This is a genomic window from Pseudomonas sp. TE6283 (assembly GCF_054060555.1).
In genome coordinates, this window is the sequence record NZ_JBSSDH010000004.1 from 155,860 (window position 1) to 175,943 (window position 20,084).

General features: G+C 66.0%; 19 protein-coding genes. 6 read left to right on the forward strand and 13 right to left on the reverse strand.

Features of this window, described 5'->3' with window-relative positions; genetic code table 11:
• Nucleotides 1–11: 11 nt before the first annotated feature.
• Nucleotides 12–509, forward strand: coding sequence for a PaaI family thioesterase (locus tag ACVWZ5_RS08015; RefSeq protein ID WP_084941481.1), 498 nt, complete (start codon nt 12–14; stop codon nt 507–509).
• Here ACVWZ5_RS08015 and ACVWZ5_RS08020 read toward each other — a convergent pair whose 3' ends face one another.
• On the reverse strand, nt 510–932 hold the full coding sequence (locus ACVWZ5_RS08020) for a hypothetical protein (RefSeq protein WP_336196701.1): 423 nt from the start codon (nt 930–932) through the stop codon (nt 510–512).
• Nucleotides 933–1,115: 183 nt separating this feature from the next.
• Here ACVWZ5_RS08020 and ACVWZ5_RS08025 point away from each other — a divergent pair, with 183 nt between their 5' ends.
• Together ACVWZ5_RS08025 and ACVWZ5_RS08030 are read left to right on the forward strand one after the other, a co-directional pair.
• Complete coding sequence (locus ACVWZ5_RS08025; protein WP_084941483.1) at nt 1,116–1,631, forward strand: GNAT family N-acetyltransferase; 516 nt, start codon at nt 1,116–1,118, stop codon at nt 1,629–1,631.
• 30 nt (nt 1,632–1,661) lie between these two features.
• On the forward strand, nt 1,662–2,357 hold the full coding sequence (locus ACVWZ5_RS08030) for a glutathione S-transferase N-terminal domain-containing protein (protein WP_457340533.1): 696 nt from the start codon (nt 1,662–1,664) through the stop codon (nt 2,355–2,357).
• Nucleotides 2,358–2,392: 35 nt separating this feature from the next.
• On the opposite strand, the gene ACVWZ5_RS08035 is transcribed toward ACVWZ5_RS08030, so the two are convergent.
• A complete protein-coding gene (locus tag ACVWZ5_RS08035; RefSeq protein ID WP_062574500.1) occupies nt 2,393–4,009 on the reverse strand; it encodes an inorganic phosphate transporter in 1,617 nt (538 codons plus the stop codon).
• 128 nt (nt 4,010–4,137) lie between these two features.
• Here ACVWZ5_RS08035 and ACVWZ5_RS08040 point away from each other — a divergent pair, with 128 nt between their 5' ends.
• Both ACVWZ5_RS08040 and ACVWZ5_RS08045 read left to right on the forward strand, forming a co-directional pair.
• A complete protein-coding gene (locus ACVWZ5_RS08040) occupies nt 4,138–4,524 on the forward strand; it encodes a DUF488 domain-containing protein (RefSeq protein ID WP_336196700.1) in 387 nt (128 codons plus the stop codon).
• Entirely contained in the window at nt 4,514–4,945 is a 432-nt protein-coding gene (locus ACVWZ5_RS08045) for a GNAT family N-acetyltransferase (protein WP_028692538.1), read from the forward strand. The genes ACVWZ5_RS08040 and ACVWZ5_RS08045 overlap by 11 nt, the downstream gene beginning before the upstream one ends.
• Before the next feature lie 26 nt (nt 4,946–4,971).
• On the opposite strand, the gene ACVWZ5_RS08050 is transcribed toward ACVWZ5_RS08045, so the two are convergent.
• The 11 genes from ACVWZ5_RS08050 to ACVWZ5_RS08100 all read right to left on the reverse strand — a co-directional run bounded on the left by ACVWZ5_RS08050 (nt 4,972) and on the right by ACVWZ5_RS08100 (nt 19,111).
• Complete coding sequence (locus tag ACVWZ5_RS08050; RefSeq protein ID WP_084941485.1) at nt 4,972–6,405, reverse strand: right-handed parallel beta-helix repeat-containing protein; 1,434 nt, start codon at nt 6,403–6,405, stop codon at nt 4,972–4,974.
• Nucleotides 6,406–6,419: 14 nt separating this feature from the next.
• The gene (locus tag ACVWZ5_RS08055; protein WP_084941486.1) at nt 6,420–7,529 is read right to left on the reverse strand and encodes a polysaccharide lyase; all 1,110 of its coding nucleotides are present in this window, start codon (nt 7,527–7,529) and stop codon (nt 6,420–6,422) included.
• On the reverse strand, nt 7,520–8,914 hold the full coding sequence (locus tag ACVWZ5_RS08060) for an alginate O-acetyltransferase AlgX-related protein (RefSeq protein WP_084941487.1): 1,395 nt from the start codon (nt 8,912–8,914) through the stop codon (nt 7,520–7,522). Before ACVWZ5_RS08060 ends, ACVWZ5_RS08055 begins: the two co-directional genes overlap by 10 nt.
• Nucleotides 8,915–8,944: 30 nt before the next feature.
• On the reverse strand, nt 8,945–9,574 hold the full coding sequence (locus ACVWZ5_RS08065) for an alginate O-acetyltransferase AlgF (protein ID WP_062574496.1): 630 nt from the start codon (nt 9,572–9,574) through the stop codon (nt 8,945–8,947).
• A gap of 18 nt (nt 9,575–9,592) precedes the next feature.
• Nucleotides 9,593–10,687 carry an alginate O-acetyltransferase gene (locus ACVWZ5_RS08070; protein ID WP_084941488.1) on the reverse strand — a complete coding sequence of 365 codons (1,095 nt, stop codon included), beginning with the start codon at nt 10,685–10,687 and terminating at the stop codon, nt 9,593–9,595.
• A gap of 9 nt (nt 10,688–10,696) precedes the next feature.
• On the reverse strand, nt 10,697–12,124 hold the full coding sequence (locus ACVWZ5_RS08075; RefSeq protein ID WP_062574494.1) for an MBOAT family O-acyltransferase: 1,428 nt from the start codon (nt 12,122–12,124) through the stop codon (nt 10,697–10,699).
• 12 nt (nt 12,125–12,136) lie between these two features.
• Nucleotides 12,137–13,582, reverse strand: a complete 1,446-nt coding sequence (locus tag ACVWZ5_RS08080; protein WP_084941489.1) for an alginate export family protein — start codon at nt 13,580–13,582, stop codon at nt 12,137–12,139.
• A complete protein-coding gene (locus ACVWZ5_RS08085) occupies nt 13,579–15,027 on the reverse strand; it encodes a tetratricopeptide repeat protein (protein WP_084941490.1) in 1,449 nt (482 codons plus the stop codon). The genes ACVWZ5_RS08080 and ACVWZ5_RS08085 overlap by 4 nt, the downstream gene beginning before the upstream one ends.
• 9 nt (nt 15,028–15,036) lie before the next feature.
• Nucleotides 15,037–16,200 carry a PilZ domain-containing protein gene (locus tag ACVWZ5_RS08090; protein WP_062574491.1) on the reverse strand — a complete coding sequence of 388 codons (1,164 nt, stop codon included), beginning with the start codon at nt 16,198–16,200 and terminating at the stop codon, nt 15,037–15,039.
• 16 nt (nt 16,201–16,216) lie between these two features.
• Nucleotides 16,217–17,707, reverse strand: a complete 1,491-nt coding sequence (locus tag ACVWZ5_RS08095) for a glycosyltransferase (protein WP_084941501.1) — start codon at nt 17,705–17,707, stop codon at nt 16,217–16,219.
• 96 nt (nt 17,708–17,803) lie between these two features.
• On the reverse strand, nt 17,804–19,111 hold the full coding sequence (locus ACVWZ5_RS08100) for a nucleotide sugar dehydrogenase (protein ID WP_062574490.1): 1,308 nt from the start codon (nt 19,109–19,111) through the stop codon (nt 17,804–17,806).
• 569 nt (nt 19,112–19,680) lie between these two features.
• Here ACVWZ5_RS08100 and ACVWZ5_RS08105 point away from each other — a divergent pair.
• Nucleotides 19,681–20,070, forward strand: a complete 390-nt coding sequence (locus ACVWZ5_RS08105) for a helix-turn-helix domain-containing protein (RefSeq protein ID WP_028692527.1) — start codon at nt 19,681–19,683, stop codon at nt 20,068–20,070.
• The last annotated feature ends 14 nt before the right edge of the window (nt 20,071–20,084 follow it).

The window sequence follows — 20,084 nt, forward strand, 5'->3', positions numbered from 1 at the left end:
CAAGGACGCGTATGACCGAACAAGCCCTCTCTCTGCAACAACTCGCCGCGCCCGAAGGCACCTGCTACGGCTGCGGCTGCTCCCACCCCAGCGGCCTGCATGTGCACAGTCACTGGGACGACGACGGCGCCCACCTGCTGTGCCGTCATTCCCCCGACCCGACCTTCATCGGCTGGCCCGGCCTGGTCTACGGCGGCCTGTTGGCGATGCTGGTCGATTGCCATTCCAACTGGACCGCCATGGCACATCACTATCGCGCCGAAGGCCGCGAGCCCGGCAGCCTGCCGCGTATCGACTGCGTTACCGGCCAACTGAGCCTGACCTACCTCAAACCCACCCCGATGGGCGTCGAGCTGCTGCTCAAGGCGCGGGTCGAGGGTGAGGTGGGGCGCAAGAGCCGAGTGATCTGCGAGGTCTGGGCCGGGGATGTGCTGACTGTCACCGCTGACTCGGTGTTCGTGCGGGTCGATACCGAGAAACTCAAGCGCCAGGCTCATCAGCAGGGATGATCAGGTACCGGCTGCTAGGTCGAACTCCCAGCTTTCGATGTCAAACTCAGCATCGTCCAGTTCCACCGGGAATTCGAATCGGCCGGTCAACGAACGCTCTTCGTAATCAATCATATGAAGTTCGAACGTTCCTGCTTCAATAGCCTTGATAGATTTCTCGAAATAACCGAATTCGACCAGGATATGTGGTTTTTCGCCTTGATCTTCAGCGGTTAGCAGGTAGTCGCCAGCTCTGGGATTCCAGTAGCCGGTTAACTTCAGCCAATATTGTGCATGCGCTGGATTTCCGTCGCTGACGGCTTCGATGGTAAAGCCAAAATCTTCATCGAACCAATCCTGGCGATACACCTTCAAAACGCTGGCTGAGGTGCTGTTCTGGCCATAGATTGTGACGCCGATCTCCTGAGCTGATTCGGTGGTCATATCTTTTCTCCAATGGGCTGCGCGGATGATTTTCGTCCTGCGAAGATGGAGGGCCGCTGCAAGGGCGTCTACTGGCAAAAATAACAGGCCATAGGGAAAACCTTCTTGTCTGGCGGCAGATGGACAGGGCCGGGCAAGGCTGGCATTGTCGAGGGCGAACCGGCTGCCCGACAGGATGTTGCCATGCCTTACCAGATCCGCCCGGCCCGCAGCGACGACTGTACAGCGCTGAGCCACATCGGCCAGGCCACCTTCGCCCTGGCCAGTCCGCCCGACAGCGCTCCGGCGGCGCAGCAGCACTACATCGCCCACAACCTGCAGCCCGAGCATTTCCAGGCGCACCTGTGCCACCCGCACAAGCGCCTGCTGGTGGTCGAGCAGGACGGCGAGGTGCTGGGCTACGGCATGCTCGACCTGGCGCCCGGTGAGCTGGGGATCGCCACGGCCGATCATCTGGTGGAGATTTCCCGCTGCTATGTGCTGCCCGCCGCCCACGGCACAGGCGCCGCGCAGTCACTGCTCGAGGCTATCCTGGCCCATACCCGTGGCCCGGTCCGCCTGACCGTCAACGAACTCAACGCCAGGGCCATCCGGTTCTACGGGCGCAATGGCTTTCGCAAGGTGGGCGAGGCGATCTTTCCCTGCGGTGACGAGCGACACCGAGACTGGGTGATGGTCAGGACGCCCGACAGTCTTTAAATTGAGTCCCTCAACCTTCAGGGCGCGAACATGACCGATCTTTCCGTATTCCCCATCACCCGCAAATGGCCGGCCCGGCATCCCGAGCGCCTGCAGCTGTATTCGCTGGCCACGCCCAACGGCGTCAAGGTCTCGATCATGCTCGAAGAGATCGGCCTGCCTTACGAGGTGCACAAGATCAGTTTCGACAACGACGACCAGCTGAGCCCCGAGTTCATCTCCCTGAGCGCCAACAACAAGATTCCGGCAATCCTCGACCCCGATGGCCCTGGTGGCCGGCCGCTGCAGCTGTTCGAGTCCGGGGCGATCCTGCAGTACCTGGCCGAGAAGAGCGGGCAGTTGCTCAGCCAGGATCCTGTCCAGCGCTACCAAACGTTGCAGTGGCTGATGTTCCAGATGGGCGGCATCGGGCCGATGTTCGGCCAGGTGGGGTTCTTTCACTTCTTCGCCGGCAAGGCGTACGAGGACAAGCGGCCCCGGGATCGCTATGTCAATGAGTCCAAGCGCCTGCTGGGCGTGCTCGACCGGCACCTGCAGGGGCGGGAGTGGATGGTCGATGCGTACAGCATCGCCGATATCGCCATCTTCCCCTGGGTGCGCAACCTGGTGGAGCGCTACAACGCGCGCGAGCTGGTGGGGTTCGATGATTTCACGGAAGTACAGCGGGTGTTGGCGAAGTTCCTTGAACGCCCGGCTGTACAGCGTGGCCTGAAGATCCCGGGATGACCTTGCTGGGGGCGCAAGGCGCCCCCGTCGCATCCTCAGAGGATCTGGTTCAGCAACCAGTACAAGCAACCCGCCAGCAACATTGCCGCCGGCAACGTCAATACCCAGGCCATCAGCAGGTTGACCAGCGTCTTGCGTTGAATCCCCGAGCCATTGGCCACCATGCTCCCGGCCACGCCCGAACTCAGCACGTGAGTGGTCGACACCGGCAGGCCGAACAGGTCCGCGGCGCCGATGGTACACATCGCCACCACCTCGGCCGAAGCGCCCTGGGCATAGCTCAGGTGGGTCTTGCCGATCTTCTCGCCCACCGTCACCACGATGCGCCGCCAGCCGACCATGGTGCCCAGGCCCAGGGCGATGGCCACCGCCACCTTGACCCACAGCGGGATATAGCGGGTGGCGTCGTCCAATTGGCGCTTGAACAGTTGCACGTGGCGGCGGGCGTCGGCGTCGTAGCGGGCCAGTTGGTGCTTGTCGATCAGGCGGATGGCCTCGCTGGTCAGGTACATGTCGTTGCGCACGTTGGCCATGGCCTCGGCCGGCACGCGCTTGAGCGAGCCGTAGCCTTTGACTTCCTCGCCAATCATGCCGGTCAGCGCGGCCAGCGCCGGGATCAGCTCGGCACTGGCCTTGGGCTCGCCGATGAATGCGGTCAGTACCTGGCGTGGATCGGCCGGGGCAGGGTACGGTGCTGCGCGCACCAAGGCCTGGCGGGTGACCTCGGCGACCGCCGAGAACTGCAGGGCCTGCTCGTTGGGCATGGTCTTGTTCAGCGCATAGGCCATCGGCAGGGTGCCGACCAGGATCAGCATGATCAGGCCCATTCCTTTCTGGCCATCGTTGGAGCCGTGGGCGAACGACACGCCGGTGCAGGTGAGGATCAGCACGCCGCGGATCCACCAGGGCGGCGGCGTCTGGCCTTCTGGCGCCTGGTACAGCTCGCGGCGCTTGACCAGCGCGCGCAGGGCGAGCAGCAGCAGGGCGGCGCAGGCGAAGCCGATAAGGGGCGAGAACAGCAGGGCGTAGCCGACCTTGCTGGCCTGGGTCCAGTCCACGCCGCTGGTGCCGTCGCGTCCGTGCATCAGCGCGTTGGCCACGCCCACGCCGATGATCGAGCCGATCAGGGTGTGCGAGGACGACGCTGGCAGGCCCAGCCACCAGGTGCCGAGGTTCCAGATGATCGCCGCCAGCAGCAGGGCGAAGACCATGGCGAAGCCGGTCGACGAGCCGACCTGCAGGATCAGCTCCACCGGCAGCAGGGCGATGATGCCGAAGGCCACCGCGCCGCTGGAGAGCAGCACGCCGAGGAAATTGCACAACCCCGACCAGACCACCGCCACCGGCGCCGGTAGCGAATGGGTGTAGATCACCGTGGCCACGGCATTGGCGGTGTCGTGGAAGCCGTTGACGAACTCGAAGCCCAGGGCGATCAGCAGGGCCAGGCCCAGCAGCAGGAAGGGGGTGACAGTGGTGACCACGGTGCCGCTGGCGCTGACATCCTGCTTGAGGCTCCAGAAGGTGTAGGCCAGGCCGGCCAGCAGCAGGCCGAAGAACAGGGTGAGGGTGGCGCGTCCGGGTTTGTGGGCAAGGTGAGGGCGCGGGCTGGGCAGGGGCAGGTCGGACTGGCTGGCCAGGGACGGGGTTGCCATGAGGGCTCCGGTTGGCGTCGGGCGGTGGTGCCGAAGGTGTTCAGCATAGAAACTATTCGTTACCGGGGCGTGACCTCGGTCAATGAAGGCCCTAGGCTGTCTGGGGAACGATGTCGCAGGAGTGCCGCATGATTCGCTGTAAACGCGTCTACGAGGCGGTCGAGGACGGGGATGGCCAGCGCGTGCTGGTTGATCGTCTGTGGCCCCGTAATCAGCGCAAGGAAGACCTGCACGGGCAGTGGCTGCGTGAAGTGGCGCCGTCCGACGCACTGCGCAAGGCGTTTCACGCCGGCGAGTTCGACTTTGCCGGTTTTACCCAGCGCTACCAGCAGGAGTTGGCCGCCCACCCCGAGCACTGGTATCCGCTGCTGGGCCTGGCCGGCAAAGGCGACCTGACCTTGCTGTACGCCGGCAAGGACACCGAGCACAACAACGCCCAGGTCCTGGCCCGGTGGCTTGAGGACGAACTGGAGCGCCGTGGCCCGGCCAGTTCGCCGGTGTGCTATGCCCCTTGAACTGATCCCTGCGACCGACGAACACCTCACGTTTGCCCGTGACCTCACGCGTCGCGCCATGCTGCCGTATTACCGCGAATTCGATTTGTTGTGGATCGAGGAAGCCTTCGATGAAGCCTGGGGCTGGCGCGAACAGTGGCTGGTGGTCGAGGACGATCGGGTGCTGGGTTTTTGCAGCCTCAGCCAGGACCGCCAGGCGCTGTATATCCGCGAACTGCACCTGCTGCCCGAGCATCGTGGCCGGGGCGTGGGCGGCTGGGTGCTGGAGCAGTTGGCTGGCTGGACTGTACAGCGCCGGTTGCCGTGGCTGCGGCTGATGGTGTTCAGCAGCAACCCGGCGCGGCGCCTGTATCAGCGCCGAGGGTTCGTCGAGGTCGGGATGGACGAGTGTTTCGTGCGGATGCAGCGTCCGGTGCCCTGACACGCTCCTGCAGGGGGCCGTGTATTTCAGTCCTGGCGCACCCTGACCATCTGTTCCTGAACCAGCATTGCCTCCAGCACCGGCCCCTGCAACGCCAGCAGGTCGCCGGCCAGCAGGTTCTGCAGCAGTGCCTTGCCATTGAAGCGATTGCCCCCCAACTCGACCTCGCGCACCCCCTCGACCCGCACCACGGCCTTGCCCACCTGCCCCAGGCGATTGCCGCTGATCACCAGCGGCCCGGGCTGCGGCGTGGCGTTGCGCAGGCTGATGGCGTACTCCGGCGTATTGCCGATCCGGTTACCCACCAGCGTCAGGCCCGTGACCTCGCTGGCATCCACCGCGCTGCCCTGGCTGCTGGCCAGCAGGTTGTCGTCGATCAGCAACGGGGCTTCGGCCGTCGGCGCGAGGTTGCGCAGCTGGATGCCATGGCCACGGCTGTCGCCGATGCGATTGCCGGCCAACAGCACGGGGCCGTGCTGGTCGCTGATCTCGATGGCGGCCTTGGCGGCGCCGAGGATCAGGTTGTTTTCGATCAATGCCCGGGTCTGGCCACGCAGGCGCACGCCGCTGTTGTTGTCGACGCCGCGCAGCTGGTTGCCACGCAGGCTCAGCTGGCTGTCGCGGGTGTCGATGGCATACTGCTGCGAGCCTTCGAAACGGCTGTCGATGATGGTCGCCTGGCTGTGCTGCAGCTCCACCGCGCTGGACAGCTCGCTGAAATGGCTGGCTTCCACCAGCAGCGTGGCGGGACGCGTACTGGCCGCTTGCTGGGTGCTGAGCGCGGTGCTCAGGCCGCGGGACAGGTTGGCGTTGTAGCCCAGGCGCTTGAGCGTCGAGCCGATCACCTCGGTATGGCTGCCAGCCCAGGCCACCACGAAGGGCCGCCAGGCACGGTCGGTGTTGCCGGGCTTGTCGCCAGCGACGCTTTCCAGCGTCGATTGGTTCAGCCCCAGCCAGCCCTGGTTGATCAGCGCGGTACCGGAGAAGCTGTACAGGTAGAGGCGCGTGCCCTCCAGCCGCAGCCCGGCATCGGCGCCGATCATCAACGGGTAGCTCAGCAGGTAGCCATCCTTGTAGCGCTTGAGCACCCGTGGGTCGTGCAGCGCATCGTGCAGCTGCGCCAGGCTGATGCTGCCACCGCGCAGCACCACGGCCTGGGGGTGATGCGCCTGGTAGCCGGCGATGGCACGGAACAGACCGTTGTTGACGAACGGCTCGAACGGCCAGCTGCCGGCCTGGGACGAGAACATCGGTTGCAGGCTGACGCTGGCGCGGCCCGCAGGTGGCGGGCGGCGCGCCTGCTCGAAGGTCACCGCCTGGCGGGCCTTGTGGCGCAGTTGCTCCAGCTGCTGCTGGTGCTGCGCCTGGGGCAATGTGTCCATCACCGGCGCGGCCCGCGCGGTGGTCGCCAGCAGCAGGGCGGCCAGGCAGGTGAAAGAAAAGCGGCTGAACGGTGCCATGGGAGCGTCCTTGATCAAGGCAGGTTGGGGTAGGCCGGCTTGAGCGGGCCACCGATCTGGCTGTAGTTGTCCACTTCGCCGTCCTCGCTGTCGTAGAGCTGGCGGGCGAGGGCATGCTCGGGTCGGCGGGCCAGGAACGGGATCAGCCAGGCCAGCTTGTAGGGCGCGACGTCGGCCTGGCGCTGGCCCTTGAGCTGGGGCAGGGAGTCCGGGGCGAGCACGCTGCGGGCGGCGAAGTTGGCCAACTGGTCGAGGATGCGTTGGTCGTCCTCGCTCCAGGCCAGGCCGTTGGCCCGGGCCGACTCGCCAAGAAGCACCAGCGGCACCAGGGCGTACTGGCTGTAGTTGGCGGCCAGCTTGCTGCGCGCCACTTCCAGCGGCAGGTAGGCCTGGTCGCCACTGCGCACAGCCTGGGCCAGGCCCCGGCGCAGGTTGCCGTCGGCCCAGCGGATGAAGTCGTCGCGGTCCACCAGCATGCCGGCGGCGGCCACCGCCCAGGCGGCCCAGTAGTCGTGGTTGTTGAAGTAGACCGTGGTGGACTGGCGGCGCGGGTCGTATTCGCGGATCACCTGCTCGCCGAGCTGGTTGAACCAGCGTCGTTGCGCGGGGCTGAGCGGCGCCTTGCCGTCGGCTGCTGCCTGGGTCAGCAGCACCGCGCCGGCCATGGCCGCCAGGGCCCACTTGCGCGCGGCCATGCCGGTGTTGCTGGCGTCCGGGTCGAGCAGGGCGCCCGCTTGCGCCCAGTGTTCCAGCCACTGGTCCTGGCAGGCCAGGGCCATGTTGGCCTGCTGCGGCTTGCTGGCGTTCTGGAAGCGCTTGCCGGCCTGGATCAGGCCGCCGACGAACTGCTTGATCTGCCGGGCGACGCGCTCGCTGTCGGCATCGGGGCTGGCGCGCAGAGTGGATTTGCTGGCGTCGCGCGGGTCGTACTTGCTTTGCAGGTGCAGGCTGGCGGTGTAGGGCGGTGGCGGCGCCTTGCTGCAGGTGAGGGTGCGGTAGTCGCCGATCATGGCCGATTGCGCGGTGGCGCGGGCGGGCCAGATCGATTGAGCTGCGTGGGTGGGGAGGGGCAGCAGGGCGATTGCAAGTAGCAGGAGCACCCCAGGGGCCGGTTTCACAGGCACAGGCGGGTCTCCACATCAGTGACGGCGGTGCCGGCCTTGGTCGGTTCGAGGAACACCGAAAGCAGGTTGGCGCCGGCGAACTCGGGGGCCTTGCTCAGTTCCAGGTAGTACTGGCCGCCGCTTACGGCCGCCTCGCGGCGGAACCACACCTTGTCGCGGGCGCCATTGTCGTAATAGACGATGATGTAGAAGTCCTTGACGCTCCTGTCGCTCAGGCGGATATCGAGAAAGCCCTTGGACACGGCCTGCCGGGCGCCGCCAGCATTGCTCAGCAACTCTATGCGCTCGCCGACCTTGAGTGGCGGACGCTGCAATTTCGTGCCAAGGATTTCCCTGGACGCCTTGCAGCCGCCGTGTATCGCCGGCACCAACTGGCGGTACATCAACGGCGAATCCAGGCGGTAGTTGGCCGGCAGTTCCCAGACGATCAGCTTGGGCGGCGCCTCGGGCTTGTAGTCGGCGGACAGCAGGTACTCCAGCAGCGAGCCGTCCTCGCCCACGCCGGGCAGGGCGTAGTTGAGGACATCCGCTTCCAGGTACTGCTTCAGGTAGCCGTCGAAGTTGAACTGCTTGCTCTCGTCCTCGCGAGCCGCGGCGTTGCTGTCGCCGACCAGGATCACCTCGGGGTCGGGCGCCTCGTCGAACAGGGCGTCGCTGCTGTCGGCCAGCGGCACGGTCTGGTAGCCGCGCACGTACTGGAAACCGTAGTTGTTGCCGCAGATGTAGCTCAGGGCCAGGTTCAGGGTGCCGTCCTTGGGCACCATCACGCCGGGCTCTGTGCTGTAGCGCTTTTTGGTCAGGCTGTCGTAGAACGGCTGGCGGCGGATCTCTTCGGCCATCAGTTTGGCCGTCGCCTCGGCGCCGCTCGGCGTCCAGTGGTGGTCGCGGCGGAAGAAGTACTCAGCCTGGGGTGGCTGGCGCACCAACTGCATCATCGGCGCCACCACCGCACCGGCCTGACGCAGTTGCCCCAGGTAGCTGTCTAGGTTACGGCTGGCGCGCGCGTAGTCGAATCCGTGCAGTTGATCGGCGTAGAGCTTGTCGCGGTGCATCAGGCCGCGGGTCGGCTGGATCGCCATGGCCACCTGGATGCCCTGGCGGTGGAACGCGTCCATCAGCCGGGCGAACTCCGGGCGCATGGGCGCGGGAATGCCGAAGTCGTTGGTCAGGTCGACCATCGAGCGGAACAGCCAGCGCTCCTTGCCGGGGACGATCTGGCGCATCAGCTTCATGCGTCCTTCGGCATAGTGCTGCGGTTCGGCCAGGGCCGGGCAGACCATGCACTGCAGGTTTTCGCAGCCGGGCCGGGCGGGCTCGGCGGCCTTTGCCTGCGTGCCGAGCAGGGCCAGGGTGGCCGCAAGGCCGAGGGGGAGGAGGGTGTTCATGGGCCAGTCATCCTTGCGTGCGGCACGGCGTCACTCGGTCGGGTCGATGCTGTTGGCCAGGCTCAGGCTGCGGTTGCCTGGCAGCAGCACATAGCTGTACGAGCGGCCCTTCTTGAGGAACAGCTCGTCGAAGCTGGCCACTTCCTGGTCGCCGACATAGGCGGCGAAGTCGATCTTGATCTCGTTGACCATGCGCGCGCCTGTCTGGCCGCTGGCCAGGGCCTTGACCACCTCGTGCTTGCCGTCGGCGGTGCGCAGCGTGGCCTGGGCTGGCGTCAGGTTGTAGAAGGCCACCTGGGCCTTCTTCGGCTCGTTGACGTACTGGTCGGCGATCAACTGCAACTGCTTGCCGTCGTAGACCACGGTGCTGGCGGCGTTGGCCGCCAGGTTCGGTTCGATGGCCTTGGCGCCGATGCCGATCCTGTGCACGCCGGCCGGCACGAAGCGGTAGCCGCTGAGCTGACCGGGGGCGACCTTCTGCGGGTTGAGCTTGCCGCTCAGGGCCACCTCGACATTGCTGTCGGACAGGTTGAGCACACGCACGAACGCCGAATCGGCCGGGGCCACGGCGTCGTACAGGTCGGCGTTGCCTTCGGCGGCCAGGGCGGCGTGGCTGGTGCAGGCCAGGGCCAGGGCGGTGAACAGGGGCGAAAGCTTCATCAGGTTCTCCTAGGGACGTCAGAAATGCCCGGGCTGGGCGCTGTGGGCCAGCGCGCCGGGACGGTGTGCCAACAGGGTGCGCAGGGGGAACTCCCAGACCACCGTGTCGATCTGCGGGTTCTGCAACTGGTCGCCGGCGAGGAACTGGTTCATCGCCTCGAACGGCCCGCGGGCCTCCACGGCGATGGACAGCAGGTCGCGGTTGAGTGCCTCCTTGAGGAACCCGACGAAGTTCCAGTCGTCGATCTTGCTGTAGCTGGTGCCCACCAGCAGCAGGCTTTGCGACTGTTCGGCGAACAGCGCGTCGCTGTCCTGTTCGGCCTGGAGGGTCTCGTACAGCTCGATCGGGTTGGGGCCGAACTGCGGCGCCAGGCGCGCATGGTCGAACTGCAGGTAGTTCATCAGGTCGCCCTTGACCGTCTTGTCACCGGCCTTGTGCGAGACGTACACCTGATCGCCGAGCAGCTGCGGGCGCTGGCGGGCCAGTTCATAGGCCGACAGGCGCGCGCCGTCCGGGCTCCAGTGGGTGTCGGACTTGAGGAACAGCCGTGGGCCGGCCAGGTTGCGCAGGTAGGCGTCGCGCAGTGGCACCACGTCCAGCCGGCGTAGCTGCAGGTCGGCGACGAAGCGGTCGTAGAGGCTGTGTACCCGCGGATCGAAGGTGCGCTTGGCGTGCCTGGCGTAGATATCCAGCTTCATCGGCAGCGGCAGCAGCACCAGGTGCTTGCCGTGCTCGGCCAGTTGCCTCTGGACCTTGACGATCTGCTCCAGCTGGCTCGCCAGGCTGGCGTCCAGGTCGTTGGGCACGCGGTATTCCTGGTTGGTGTAGAGCCAGCCGTCCTTGCCCAGCACCACGCCCTTGGTGCCCTCGCCGAACAGCTGGAACTGGGCGTCGGCCCACAGCCGCTGTGAAGGCTCACGCAGGAACAGGCGCTTGTCGTAGACCTGTTCGAACTTGCGCAGCAGCTTGCCATCGACAAACAGGTTCCAGCTGTCGGTCTGGGCGCGGGCGAAGCTCAGCACCGGCGGCAGCGAATAGACGAACATCGCCGCCAGCGCCAGGGCGAAGACCACACCGTTGGCCTTGCCGGCCGAATTCATCACCGGGTACATGGCACTCTCCTAGAACTGGAAATACAGGAACGGCGAGAACGAACTGGCCGCCAGGCTGCTCAGCGCCAGCAGGAAGCCGCCCCACAGCAGCAGGCTGTGCAGCACGCCGACGTGACGCATGAAGTAGCCTTCCTTGTTGCCGGCGTAGAAGCGCACGTTGTTGATCCCGGCCAGGATCAGCCAGGCGACCGCCACCAGGGCGAAGGCCATGGCCATCTTCGAGGCGCCGAGCACGTAGAGCTCCAGCGAACCGAGACCGTTGAAGCCCAGCAGCGCCTGGTAGATCTGCAGGCTGTGGCGCAGGTCCATGGTGAAGAACAGCGGCATGCTCAGGATGATCAGCAGCGCGGTGCGCAGGTTGCGACCCAGGTGATAGGGCGTGGTGACCTTGGTCGCGAGGTTGAACCTGCGCTCCAGCACCATGCCGATGCCGAAGAACAGCCCCCAGCAGATGAAGGCGAAACTGGCCCCGTGCCACAGGCCCGACAGCAGCATGGTCCACACCAGCGCCGGCAGGGCGCCGGCCACGCGCTTGCGTACCAGCGGCAGGTACACGTAGTCGCGCAAAAAATGCGCCAGGGTCATGTGCCAGCGCGACCAGAATTCGGTGATGCTCTGCGACACATAGGGCTGGTTGAAGTTTTCCGGGAAGCGGAACCCCATCATCAGCGCCAGGCCCAGGGCCATGTGACTGTAGCCGGCGAAGTCGAAGTACAGCTGCAGGGTCGAGACCACCAGGCCGAACCAGGCATCGCTGAACTGCAGGGTGCCTTCGCCGACGAACAGCACGTTGATCGGCGCCAGGCGGTCGGCGATCAGCACCTTCATGATGAAGCCGAGCATGAAACGGCACACCCCCAGCGAGAACAGCTCAAGCGAGTGGCTGCGCTGGCGCAGCTGCGGGGCGAGCTGGCTGTAGCGCAGGATCGGCCCCGCCACCAGGTGCGGGAACAGCGCGACGAAGGCGGCGAAGTCGATGAAGCTGCGGGTGGGCGTGGCATCCTTGCGGTAGATGTCGACGATGTAGCTCAGGGCGTGGAACACGTAGAACGAGATACCCAGGGGCAGGAAGATGTTCTCCAGGGTCCAGGTGTTGATGCCCAGCGGCGCCAGCAGCAGGGCCAGCACCTCGGCGCCGAAGTTGGCGTACTTGAAGTAGCCGAGCGTGGCCAGGTTGCCGGCCACGCCGAGCCACAGCAGGCGCAGCGCGCGGCGTTTGTCGCCGGCGTCCAGGCGCGCCTTGATGAGCAGGCCGAAGCCGTAGTTCCACGCGGTGATGGCGACGAACAGCAGCAAAAAGTCCGGGCGCCACCAGGCGTAGAACACGTAGCTGGCGGCGACGATCACCAGCGAGCGCCACTGCGGCCGGGCCAGGTAGTAGATGGCCAGGAACAGCGGCAGGTAGAGGAACAGGAAGACGTTGGAGGCGAAGATCATGCTGGCCGGTCCTTAGTAGCTGATCACCACGCCGACACTCAGCTGGTAGTCGTCGCCGGTGTCCAGCGCGCTGCCTGCGTTGAGGTAGCTGGCGCTGACCAGGGTGTTGACGTCCAGGAGCTTGCCGTCGAGGGCTACCGGGAACATCTTCCAGTAGTAGTTGAGGTCGATCATCTGGCCGACGTTGTCGCCCTTGCCATGCAGGCCGGCGTTCAGTCCGCTCTGGCGCCGGGCGCGGGCATCGGCGGCCATGCGGATCGGCAGGGCGCCGCCTTCATCGCGCAGGTTGAGCTGGGTCACCCGCAGGTCCAGGGCGCTGCGCGCCGTGGGCCGGGTCTCCAGGGCCAAGCCGTAGTAGCTCAGGTTGCGCAGGTCGAGGGCGACGAACGAGCTGGTCAGGCGCGTGCTGTACGAGCCCTGGCGGGTGATGCGGTCGGACTGGATCGGGTTGAGCCGGAAGCCGTCGTTGTCGTCGTCCGGCTTGTCGGTCAGGCCGCCGCGCAGGGCCACGCGCGGGGTCCAGGGCAAGGTCTCGAAACGCTTGCCGACCTCGCCCAGCGCTGCCCAGCCGCGGCTGCCGTGGCCGGTGCTGGTGACGCCGTTGCCGGCGGTGTTGTCCATCGTGCCGTCCAGTGCCGCCAGTTCCAGGTGGTAGTCGCTGGCCAGCGGCAGGTTGTCGCCCTTGAAGAACAACCCGTAGCGCCAACCCTTGAAGTCGTAGCGGTCGTCGACGTCGTGACCGCTGCGGTCGTTCTCCTGCATCAGGCGCATGCCGACCTGGTTGTTCGGGCTCCAGCGATAGGCGTACTGGCCCATCAGGTACAGCGTGCGTGCTTCGCTTGCGGCCAGCGAATTGACGTCGGTGTTGTAGTTGCGAAATTTCTGTCCGACCGCGACGAAGGCATCGCTGAAGGTGTCCTGGTAGTTGAAGCGCAGCGACTCCAGGCTGTCGTCCCACCAGATGCCGTAGTCGTCGTAGAAGCGCTGGCGACCGAACGACATCGAGAAGCGCGGGTCGTCGCCGATCAGGTTGCGCTTGACGTACAGCTCGCGCAGCTCGGCGTACCAGCCCTCGGGCTGCTCGCGTTCATTGTTGTTGGTCGACTCGTTGGCCAGGTTGCTCGACTGGCTGGAGTCGTAGTTCAGCCACAGGCGACCATAGACCATCCATCTGGCCCAGCGTTTTTCCGGCGAGTACCAGGCGAACGACGGCTCATAGCGCAGGCTGTAGAAGCTTTCGCGGTCGCGGCCGACCTGGGAGTCCTGCGGCCCGTAGCCGGTCTGCACGGTGAGCTTGTTGAAGAACTCCGAAGTGATCACCGGCTCGCTGCCGTCGACGGCCGCGACGCGCACCGGCGCGCTGCTGTCGGCCTCGGGGCCGGTGACTTCCTCGCCCGCCAGCGCCGCCAGGGGCGCCAGGGCGAGCAGGGCGCCGAGCAGGGATGAGTGGGTTTTCACAGGGTGGCCTCCTTCAACAGATCGTTGCGCGCGGCCAGGGCGCGCTCGATGTCATCCTTGGGCAAGGTCTTGTCCAACCGCTTGATCAGGCCACGGGCACGTGTCTCGCCCAGGTCGAGGGCGATGCGGGCGTAGGTGTAGGCTTTGACCGGGTCGTGGCAAATGGCCCGGCCGCGCAGGTGCACAGTGGCCATGCGGTACCAGGCCGCGGTCGAGCCCTGCTCGGCCTGTCGCTGCCAGATGGCCAGGGCGCGTTCCTGGTCGGGTTGGTCGAGGCCGCCCTTGCTGTACAGGTCGCCCAGCAGCAGTTGCGCGTCGGGGTAATGGGCGGCGATGAGTTCGTCGATCAGCGCCTGGGACTTTTGCGGATCCAGGGTCAGCCAGTTGTTGACCATGTAGAACGCCGCGTCCAGCGCCTTGGCCCGGGTCGGGTCCTTGGCCCGCACCTGGGCGATCAGCGCCTGGGCCTGCTCGGCGTTGTGCTCGGTGGGGTTGGAAATCATGAAGTTGGCCTTGGACACCTGCGCCGGCAGGTAGCCGCGGGCGACGGCGTTGTCCAGCCAGCGCTGGGCCTCGGCGATGCCGTCGGCGCGCAACTGGTCGTTGGCCTTGTCGCGGGCCAGTTGCTCGGGCGTCGGCTCGACCTTGGGGCCCATGGCGCGGCTCTGGCGCTGCTCACGCTCGGCGTCCAGCTCGGCGCGGGTGGTGCCGTGGATGCTGTCCAGCAGCGCGCCGATACGCTGCACGACCTCAACCGGCAGGCTGGCCATCTCTGGCTCCAGGCTGCGGGCGAAGGCGATGAAGGCCGGGTCCTGGTGCTCGCCGAGGAAGCGGTAGTAGCGCTCGATGCCGCGCGGGTCGATGCGTGCCGCCTGCTGGTACCAGCGCTCGGCGGCGGCGCGGTCGCCCTGGCGCTCGGCGACCACGGCGCGGTACAGCTCGGGACGGCAGTTGAGCAGGCAGCTCTGTTCGTACAGCGCCAGCAGTTCGGCGGCGCGCTCGCCGGGGAACAGCTGCGGATAGACCAGGAACACCTCCAGGCTGGTGCTGGTGCTGCGTGGATCACGGTCGTTGGGGTAGCGGGCCAGGGCCTGTCGCACCCACGCCTCGTGGCTGCGCTGCAGGCGCGGGGTGCGGTCGAGCAGGCGTGCCAGCGAGGCCAGCGCCGGGATCTGGCCGTGGCCGTCGGCGAAGGCCTCCTGGTACAGGCTCACGATGTCCTGGCGGTTGGCACTGTCGCTGTTGGCCAGTACATCGCCGAGCAGTTGCTTGGAGGCCAGGTCGCCGCGCTCGGCGAGGGCGCGCAGGTCGCTCGTGACGTCGGCGCTCGGGTCCTTGTACAGCGCGTAGCGGATCTGCTCCAGGCTCTGCCCGGCCCAGCCGCTGCCGGCCCAGGCCAGGCCGAGGCCGGCCAGCAACAGGCGCGGGGCGTTCTTGGCGTTCATGAGCGGCCCTCAGTTGCCGTTGCCGAACGGCAGGCCCAGGTACAGGTCGACCGCCACGGCCTTCTGGTAGGCCGCCGCCGGCAGCGGGCTGTCCGGCTGGATGGTCAGCGCCAGGTTGTGGTTCAGCTCGTCGGAGCGGGCGTCGACCACGGTGCCGCTGAAGTGCTGGTCGAGGCCGAACACCTGCATGTCCACCGAGCGCACGCGGCCGACATCGGCGAGCTTGTCGAACGGCACGTTGGCACGCACGAACAAGCCCTCGTTCTTCGGCAGCAGGTGCATCATCGGCGCGGCCTTGTAGCCATAGCCGTCCAGCGGCGGCGACGGGTACCAGACCTGGCAGTCGCACGGGCTGTTGATCACCGTCTCGACGCTGGCGCGACCCAGCAGCGCCTGCAGGTCGCCCGGGGCGAGGTCGGCCAGGGCCTTCATGTCCGCCGGGCTGGTGAAGCTGGTGGCCAGCTGGGTGGAGATGTTCGCCAGCGGCTGGCCGGCCTGCACCTCGCTGGCGCCGGCCGGCAGCAGGTACTTCACGTAGCCGTTGTCCGGCATGCTGATGACCTGGGCATTGCCGGCCACCGTGGCCTGCAGCGCCGGGACGCGGAAGAACAGCAGGTAGCCCTTGTAGCCAACGAAGCCCAGGGCGGCCAGGCCGGCGGCGGCGTACAGCGCGGTGCCGGCCACGGCCTTGAGACGCTCGCCCGGGGTGCGGGCACTGGCCTGCTGGTGCTTGCGCGCCTTGATGTAGTTCTCGCGCTGCATCACGTTGAACAGGCCATTGATGTCGGCGACTTCGCCCGACAGATAGGCGCTGATCAGGTAGCGCAGGATGTCGCGCTTCTGCGCGTCGAGGTCGACGAACTGCGCGCCGACCTCCTTGCCGCGCTGGGAGACGATGCGCACCTTGCCGTCGATCGACAGGTCCACCTGGTTCAGGCGCAGCTGGATCGAGGCGTCGTACAGCGCGCCGACGGTCAGCTGCGCCTCGTGCAGCAGGCCGATGCCGCCCAGCGAGATATCGGCAAGGTCGGCCTCGAACGGTTCGCGTCCGGCGCCGGACAGGCGCACCCGGGCGTGCATGCGGGTGCGCACGTACTGACGCTCGTCGATGGCCTCGTGGACGATGTTGGCCGCGGTCTTGCCCGGGGCCGCCGGGGTATTCGAAGTACTCATGTGCAGGCGCCTTTCCTTAACGTTGCGTGAGTTCCAGAAGAACGGTGATGACCCCGAAGAAGATGGCGATCGAGGAGCACAGCATCGCCTTCGAGGACCAGCGGTTGAGGCTGGCGTCGAAGTCGACGCTGCCGGTGGCCAGGGTGGTCTTCTGCCGCGTCCAGCGTTGCTGGTCCATGTGGAACATCGCGTAGACCTTCATCAGCGAACCGACGATCTGGTTGTAATAGAGAACGAACGGGTACATCGGGCTGACCGGGTGCCCGGCGAAGACGAACAGCACCGTCACCAGGCTGCGCGAGACCAGCACCCAGAACAGGTACACCAGCAGGTACTGGATGCCGAACACCAGGCCGGCCACCACCGAGGCGGTCAGGCCCATCAGGCAGGTCCACATCGACACCCGCTGGTCGAGCAGTACATAGAGGGTGAACAGTCCCAGGCGCGCGCGGCCGAGCAGGGCGGTGGCGCGAAAGTTCTGGCGCAGCGAGTTGCCGTACCAGCGGAACATCAGCTGGCGGGTGGCCACCCAGAAACTGTCGCTGGGCGGGTGCTCGACGGTCAGGGTGTGGCTGTCGGGCACGTAGAAGGTGTCCCAGCCGGCGCGCATCAGGCTCAGCCAGCTCGACTTGTCGTCGCCGGTGAGAAACTGGAAGCGGCCCAGGCGCCAGTGTTCGAGAAAATCCGCCTCGACGTCACGGATGAAGTCCGGGTCGGTCATCACCCCGGCGCGGAAGAACGACAGCCGCCCGGTGAGGGTCAGCACCCGGTGCGACAGGGCCATCGAGCACATGTTGATGTGCCGCTGGACGAAGCGCATCGAGTGCCACTGGCGCATCCAGCGGCTGCCTTCGACCTCGCAGAACTCGTTGGTGGTCAGGCCGCCGACGTCGGGCAGCACGGCGAACAGCTTGACCGCCCGCTCGACGCAGCCGGGCAGCATCATGGTGTCGCCGTCGACCACGCCGACCACCGCGTCGTCCAGCGGCATCTGCCGCGACAGCGCGCGGAAGGCATGGGCCAGGCCATCGCGCTTGCCGGTGCCGCGGGCGCGGACGATCACCAGGTCGATGTCGTCGCGTCCCTGCACCTCGTCGCGCATGATGTCCTTGATGAACTGCTCGTCGCCCTTCTCGACGATCGAGGCAATCACCGTGCACGGCACCTTGAGCCGCTGCACCTCCTGGAACACCGACTGGTACACCTTGAAGGTGGTGTGGGTGGGGATGCGAAAACTGGTCACCACCATGAACATGTGCGACGGCAAGGCCGCGTCGCCCAGGCGCTCCACCCGGCGGCGCAGGCGCGGGAAGCGCCAGTGCAAAAAGTACATGCCGCGCAGGTAGTGGACGATGGCGTTGCCGTAGCGCCACATGCCCAGGGTGCCGATGATGAAGATGAACTGGTGGTGGCTGGGGTCCAGGTACTGTGGCGCGACCATCTGCGAGGCCAGGGCGATCAGCCCGGCGAGCAGCGCCCAGGCGCAGAAGCCGGCCGCCGCGCGCATGTACACCGGGGCCGCGAAAGGCCGCTGTTGCTGTCGTTCCATGGCGTTGTAGCTCCTTGGGTCGGGGCCCGCCGTGACGGCGGGCGGCGGCGTGCCTTACCAGCAGATGCCGTGGCGTTGGGCGTCGCTGCTGCCGGCCATGAAGCCGACCAGGTCGATCACCTGCTTGCCGTTGCCGACGTCCAGGGCCTGGACGAAGCGCTCGTCGTTGTTGCCCAGCACGATCACCTCGGCCTCGTCGATCACCTGCTGCAGGTCGCTGCGCAGCAGGGCGCTGACATGGGGAATCTGCTGCTCGATGTATTGGCGGTTGGCGCCGAACTGACGGGCGTGGTCGACGTTGGCGTCGAAGATGCGCAGGTCGTAGCCCTTGCCGATCAGTTGTTCGGCCAGGGTCACCAGCGGGCTTTCGCGCAGGTCGTCGCTGTTGGCCTTGAAGGCCAGCCCGAGCAGGGCGATGCGGCGCTTGCCGGCCCGGGTCACCAGGTCGAAGGCGTTCTGTACCTGGTTGCGATTGCTGTCCATGATCGAGGCCAGCAGTGGGTGCGCCACGTCCAGCTGGCTGGCGCGGTAGGTGAGGGCGCGCACGTCCTTGGGCAGGCACGAGCCGCCGAAGGCGAAGCCCGGGCGCAGGTAGTAGCGCGACAGGTTGAGCTTGTAGTCCTGGCAGACCACGTCCATCACCTCGCGGCCGTCGACCCCCGAGGCCTTGGCGATGTTGCCGATCTCGTTGGCGAAGCTGACCTTGGTGGCGTGCCAGACGTTGCAGGTGTACTTGATCAGCTCGGCGACCTCGATCGACTTGCGGATCACCGGGGCGTCGAGGCCTTCGTACAGCCCGGCGAGCAGGTCGCCCGAACGGCTGTCGAGTTCGCCGATCACAGTCATGGCGGGGAAGTCGTAGTCCTGGATCGCCGTGCTCTCGCGCAGGAACTCCGGGTTGACCGCCACGCCGAAATCACGCCCGGCCTGCTTGCCCGAGGCCTGCTCGAGGAGCGGGATGACCACGTTCTTCACCGTGCCCGGCAGCACCGTGCTGCGCACCACCACGGTATGACGGCTGGCCTTGTCGCGCAGGGCCGCGCCGATCTCCCGGCACACCGCTTCCATGTACACCAGGTCGAGGTCGCCATTGGCCTTGCTTGGCGTGCCGACGCACAGTAGCGACAGTTCGGTGGCCAGGATCGCCGCCTGGACATCGGTGGTGCCGCGCAGGCGGCCTTGGCGCACGCCGTCGAGCAGCAGCTGTTCCAGGCCTGGCTCGACGATGGGCGAGCGGCCCTGGTTGATCATGTCGATCTTCGCCTGGGCGACGTCCACCCCCAGTACCTGGTGTCCGCGTGCCGACAGGCAGCCGGCGCAGACCGCCCCCACATAGCCAAGTCCGAAGATACTGATGTTCATAGATCCCTCTCCCCAGGCGCGGCGCAAGGCCGGCCGAGATACTCAGTTCAAGAAGTTGTGGAAATGCCAGACGCGCAGGATCAGGCCGCGCTAGATATATAGCGATGCAGGCTGTTTCTTGGTGGTCTTTTTACATCCTAAGGAGTTTTCTGATAGTTCGGCAAGCTTTGTTGTGTTGTTGTTTTGATAAAATCTAAATTCGCTGTGAGAAAGTTAAAAATTGCTTGTAAAACAATGAGTTAAAGTTTGATAAAAGTTAGGCGTCAAAAAATCGATATGCTTGTTTGTGCCGATAAAATGACGCCAAAATGGCGTTTTTCGCCACTTTTTCCGCCGTTTCAGTCATGCTTCGATGTACACTTTTTTACTGGCTTGGTTGATTTTTCTGATTCTTGGAAGTGCTATTTTCGACTGTCGTCGGGCGCTCCCATGTCTCCCAGTCGCCCGGCTGGGGCGCAATGACGGCTTGCAAGGATTGGATCCAATTGGCATAGTGCCGGACGACTGCGCAAGCATTCACTCGGGTGCGGGATGCACCCTTCTTCCATTCATGCAAAGGAGGCAAGCAGATGAACGGATTCGGTCCGCGACTCAGAGAAGAGCGCGAACGCCTGGGGCTGACCCAGCGTATCTTTGGCGATATCGGCGGTGTCGAGCCCAACGCCCAGGGCAAATACGAGAGCGGCGAACGCACGCCGCGCATGGATTACCTCGCGGCCGTCGCCAGCAAGGGCGTCGATGCGCTCTATGTGCTGAGCGGCGTGCACACCCCCGCGCCGCTGGACAGCCTCACGTCCGACGAAAACCGTCTGCTCGATGCGTTCCGCCGCCTGCCCTCGGCCGACCAGGCCGCGGTCTGGCACCTGCTCAACCGCCTGGCGGGCGAGGAGGGGGGCGCGCAAGTGCTGCGCATTCGGCGGCCTGACCGGCAGGCATATTTCCATGACGCTTTGCGCTAGGTTCGTTGTGAAAA

Excerpts from the sequence above, each read along its gene's own strand:
- ACVWZ5_RS08015 (WP_084941481.1), top strand. The coding sequence starts at position 12 with ATGACCGAACAAGCCCTCTCTCTGCAACAACTCGCCGCGCCCGAAGGC.
- ACVWZ5_RS08020 (WP_336196701.1), bottom strand. The coding sequence starts at position 932 with ATGACCACCGAATCAGCTCAGGAGATCGGCGTCACAATCTATGGCCAG.
- ACVWZ5_RS08025 (WP_084941483.1), top strand. The coding sequence starts at position 1,116 with ATGCCTTACCAGATCCGCCCGGCCCGCAGCGACGACTGTACAGCGCTG.
- ACVWZ5_RS08030 (WP_457340533.1), top strand. The coding sequence starts at position 1,662 with ATGACCGATCTTTCCGTATTCCCCATCACCCGCAAATGGCCGGCCCGG.
- ACVWZ5_RS08035 (WP_062574500.1), bottom strand. The coding sequence starts at position 4,009 with ATGGCAACCCCGTCCCTGGCCAGCCAGTCCGACCTGCCCCTGCCCAGC.
- ACVWZ5_RS08040 (WP_336196700.1), top strand. The coding sequence starts at position 4,138 with ATGATTCGCTGTAAACGCGTCTACGAGGCGGTCGAGGACGGGGATGGC.
- ACVWZ5_RS08045 (WP_028692538.1), top strand. The coding sequence starts at position 4,514 with ATGCCCCTTGAACTGATCCCTGCGACCGACGAACACCTCACGTTTGCC.
- ACVWZ5_RS08050 (WP_084941485.1), bottom strand. The coding sequence starts at position 6,405 with ATGGCACCGTTCAGCCGCTTTTCTTTCACCTGCCTGGCCGCCCTGCTG.
- ACVWZ5_RS08060 (WP_084941487.1), bottom strand. The coding sequence starts at position 8,914 with ATGAACACCCTCCTCCCCCTCGGCCTTGCGGCCACCCTGGCCCTGCTC.
- ACVWZ5_RS08065 (WP_062574496.1), bottom strand. The coding sequence starts at position 9,574 with ATGAAGCTTTCGCCCCTGTTCACCGCCCTGGCCCTGGCCTGCACCAGC.
- ACVWZ5_RS08070 (WP_084941488.1), bottom strand. The coding sequence starts at position 10,687 with ATGTACCCGGTGATGAATTCGGCCGGCAAGGCCAACGGTGTGGTCTTC.
- ACVWZ5_RS08075 (WP_062574494.1), bottom strand. The coding sequence starts at position 12,124 with ATGATCTTCGCCTCCAACGTCTTCCTGTTCCTCTACCTGCCGCTGTTC.
- ACVWZ5_RS08085 (WP_084941490.1), bottom strand. The coding sequence starts at position 15,027 with ATGAACGCCAAGAACGCCCCGCGCCTGTTGCTGGCCGGCCTCGGCCTG.
- ACVWZ5_RS08090 (WP_062574491.1), bottom strand. The coding sequence starts at position 16,200 with ATGAGTACTTCGAATACCCCGGCGGCCCCGGGCAAGACCGCGGCCAAC.
- ACVWZ5_RS08095 (WP_084941501.1), bottom strand. The coding sequence starts at position 17,707 with ATGCGCGCGGCGGCCGGCTTCTGCGCCTGGGCGCTGCTCGCCGGGCTG.
- ACVWZ5_RS08100 (WP_062574490.1), bottom strand. The coding sequence starts at position 19,111 with ATGAACATCAGTATCTTCGGACTTGGCTATGTGGGGGCGGTCTGCGCC.
- ACVWZ5_RS08105 (WP_028692527.1), top strand. The coding sequence starts at position 19,681 with ATGAACGGATTCGGTCCGCGACTCAGAGAAGAGCGCGAACGCCTGGGG.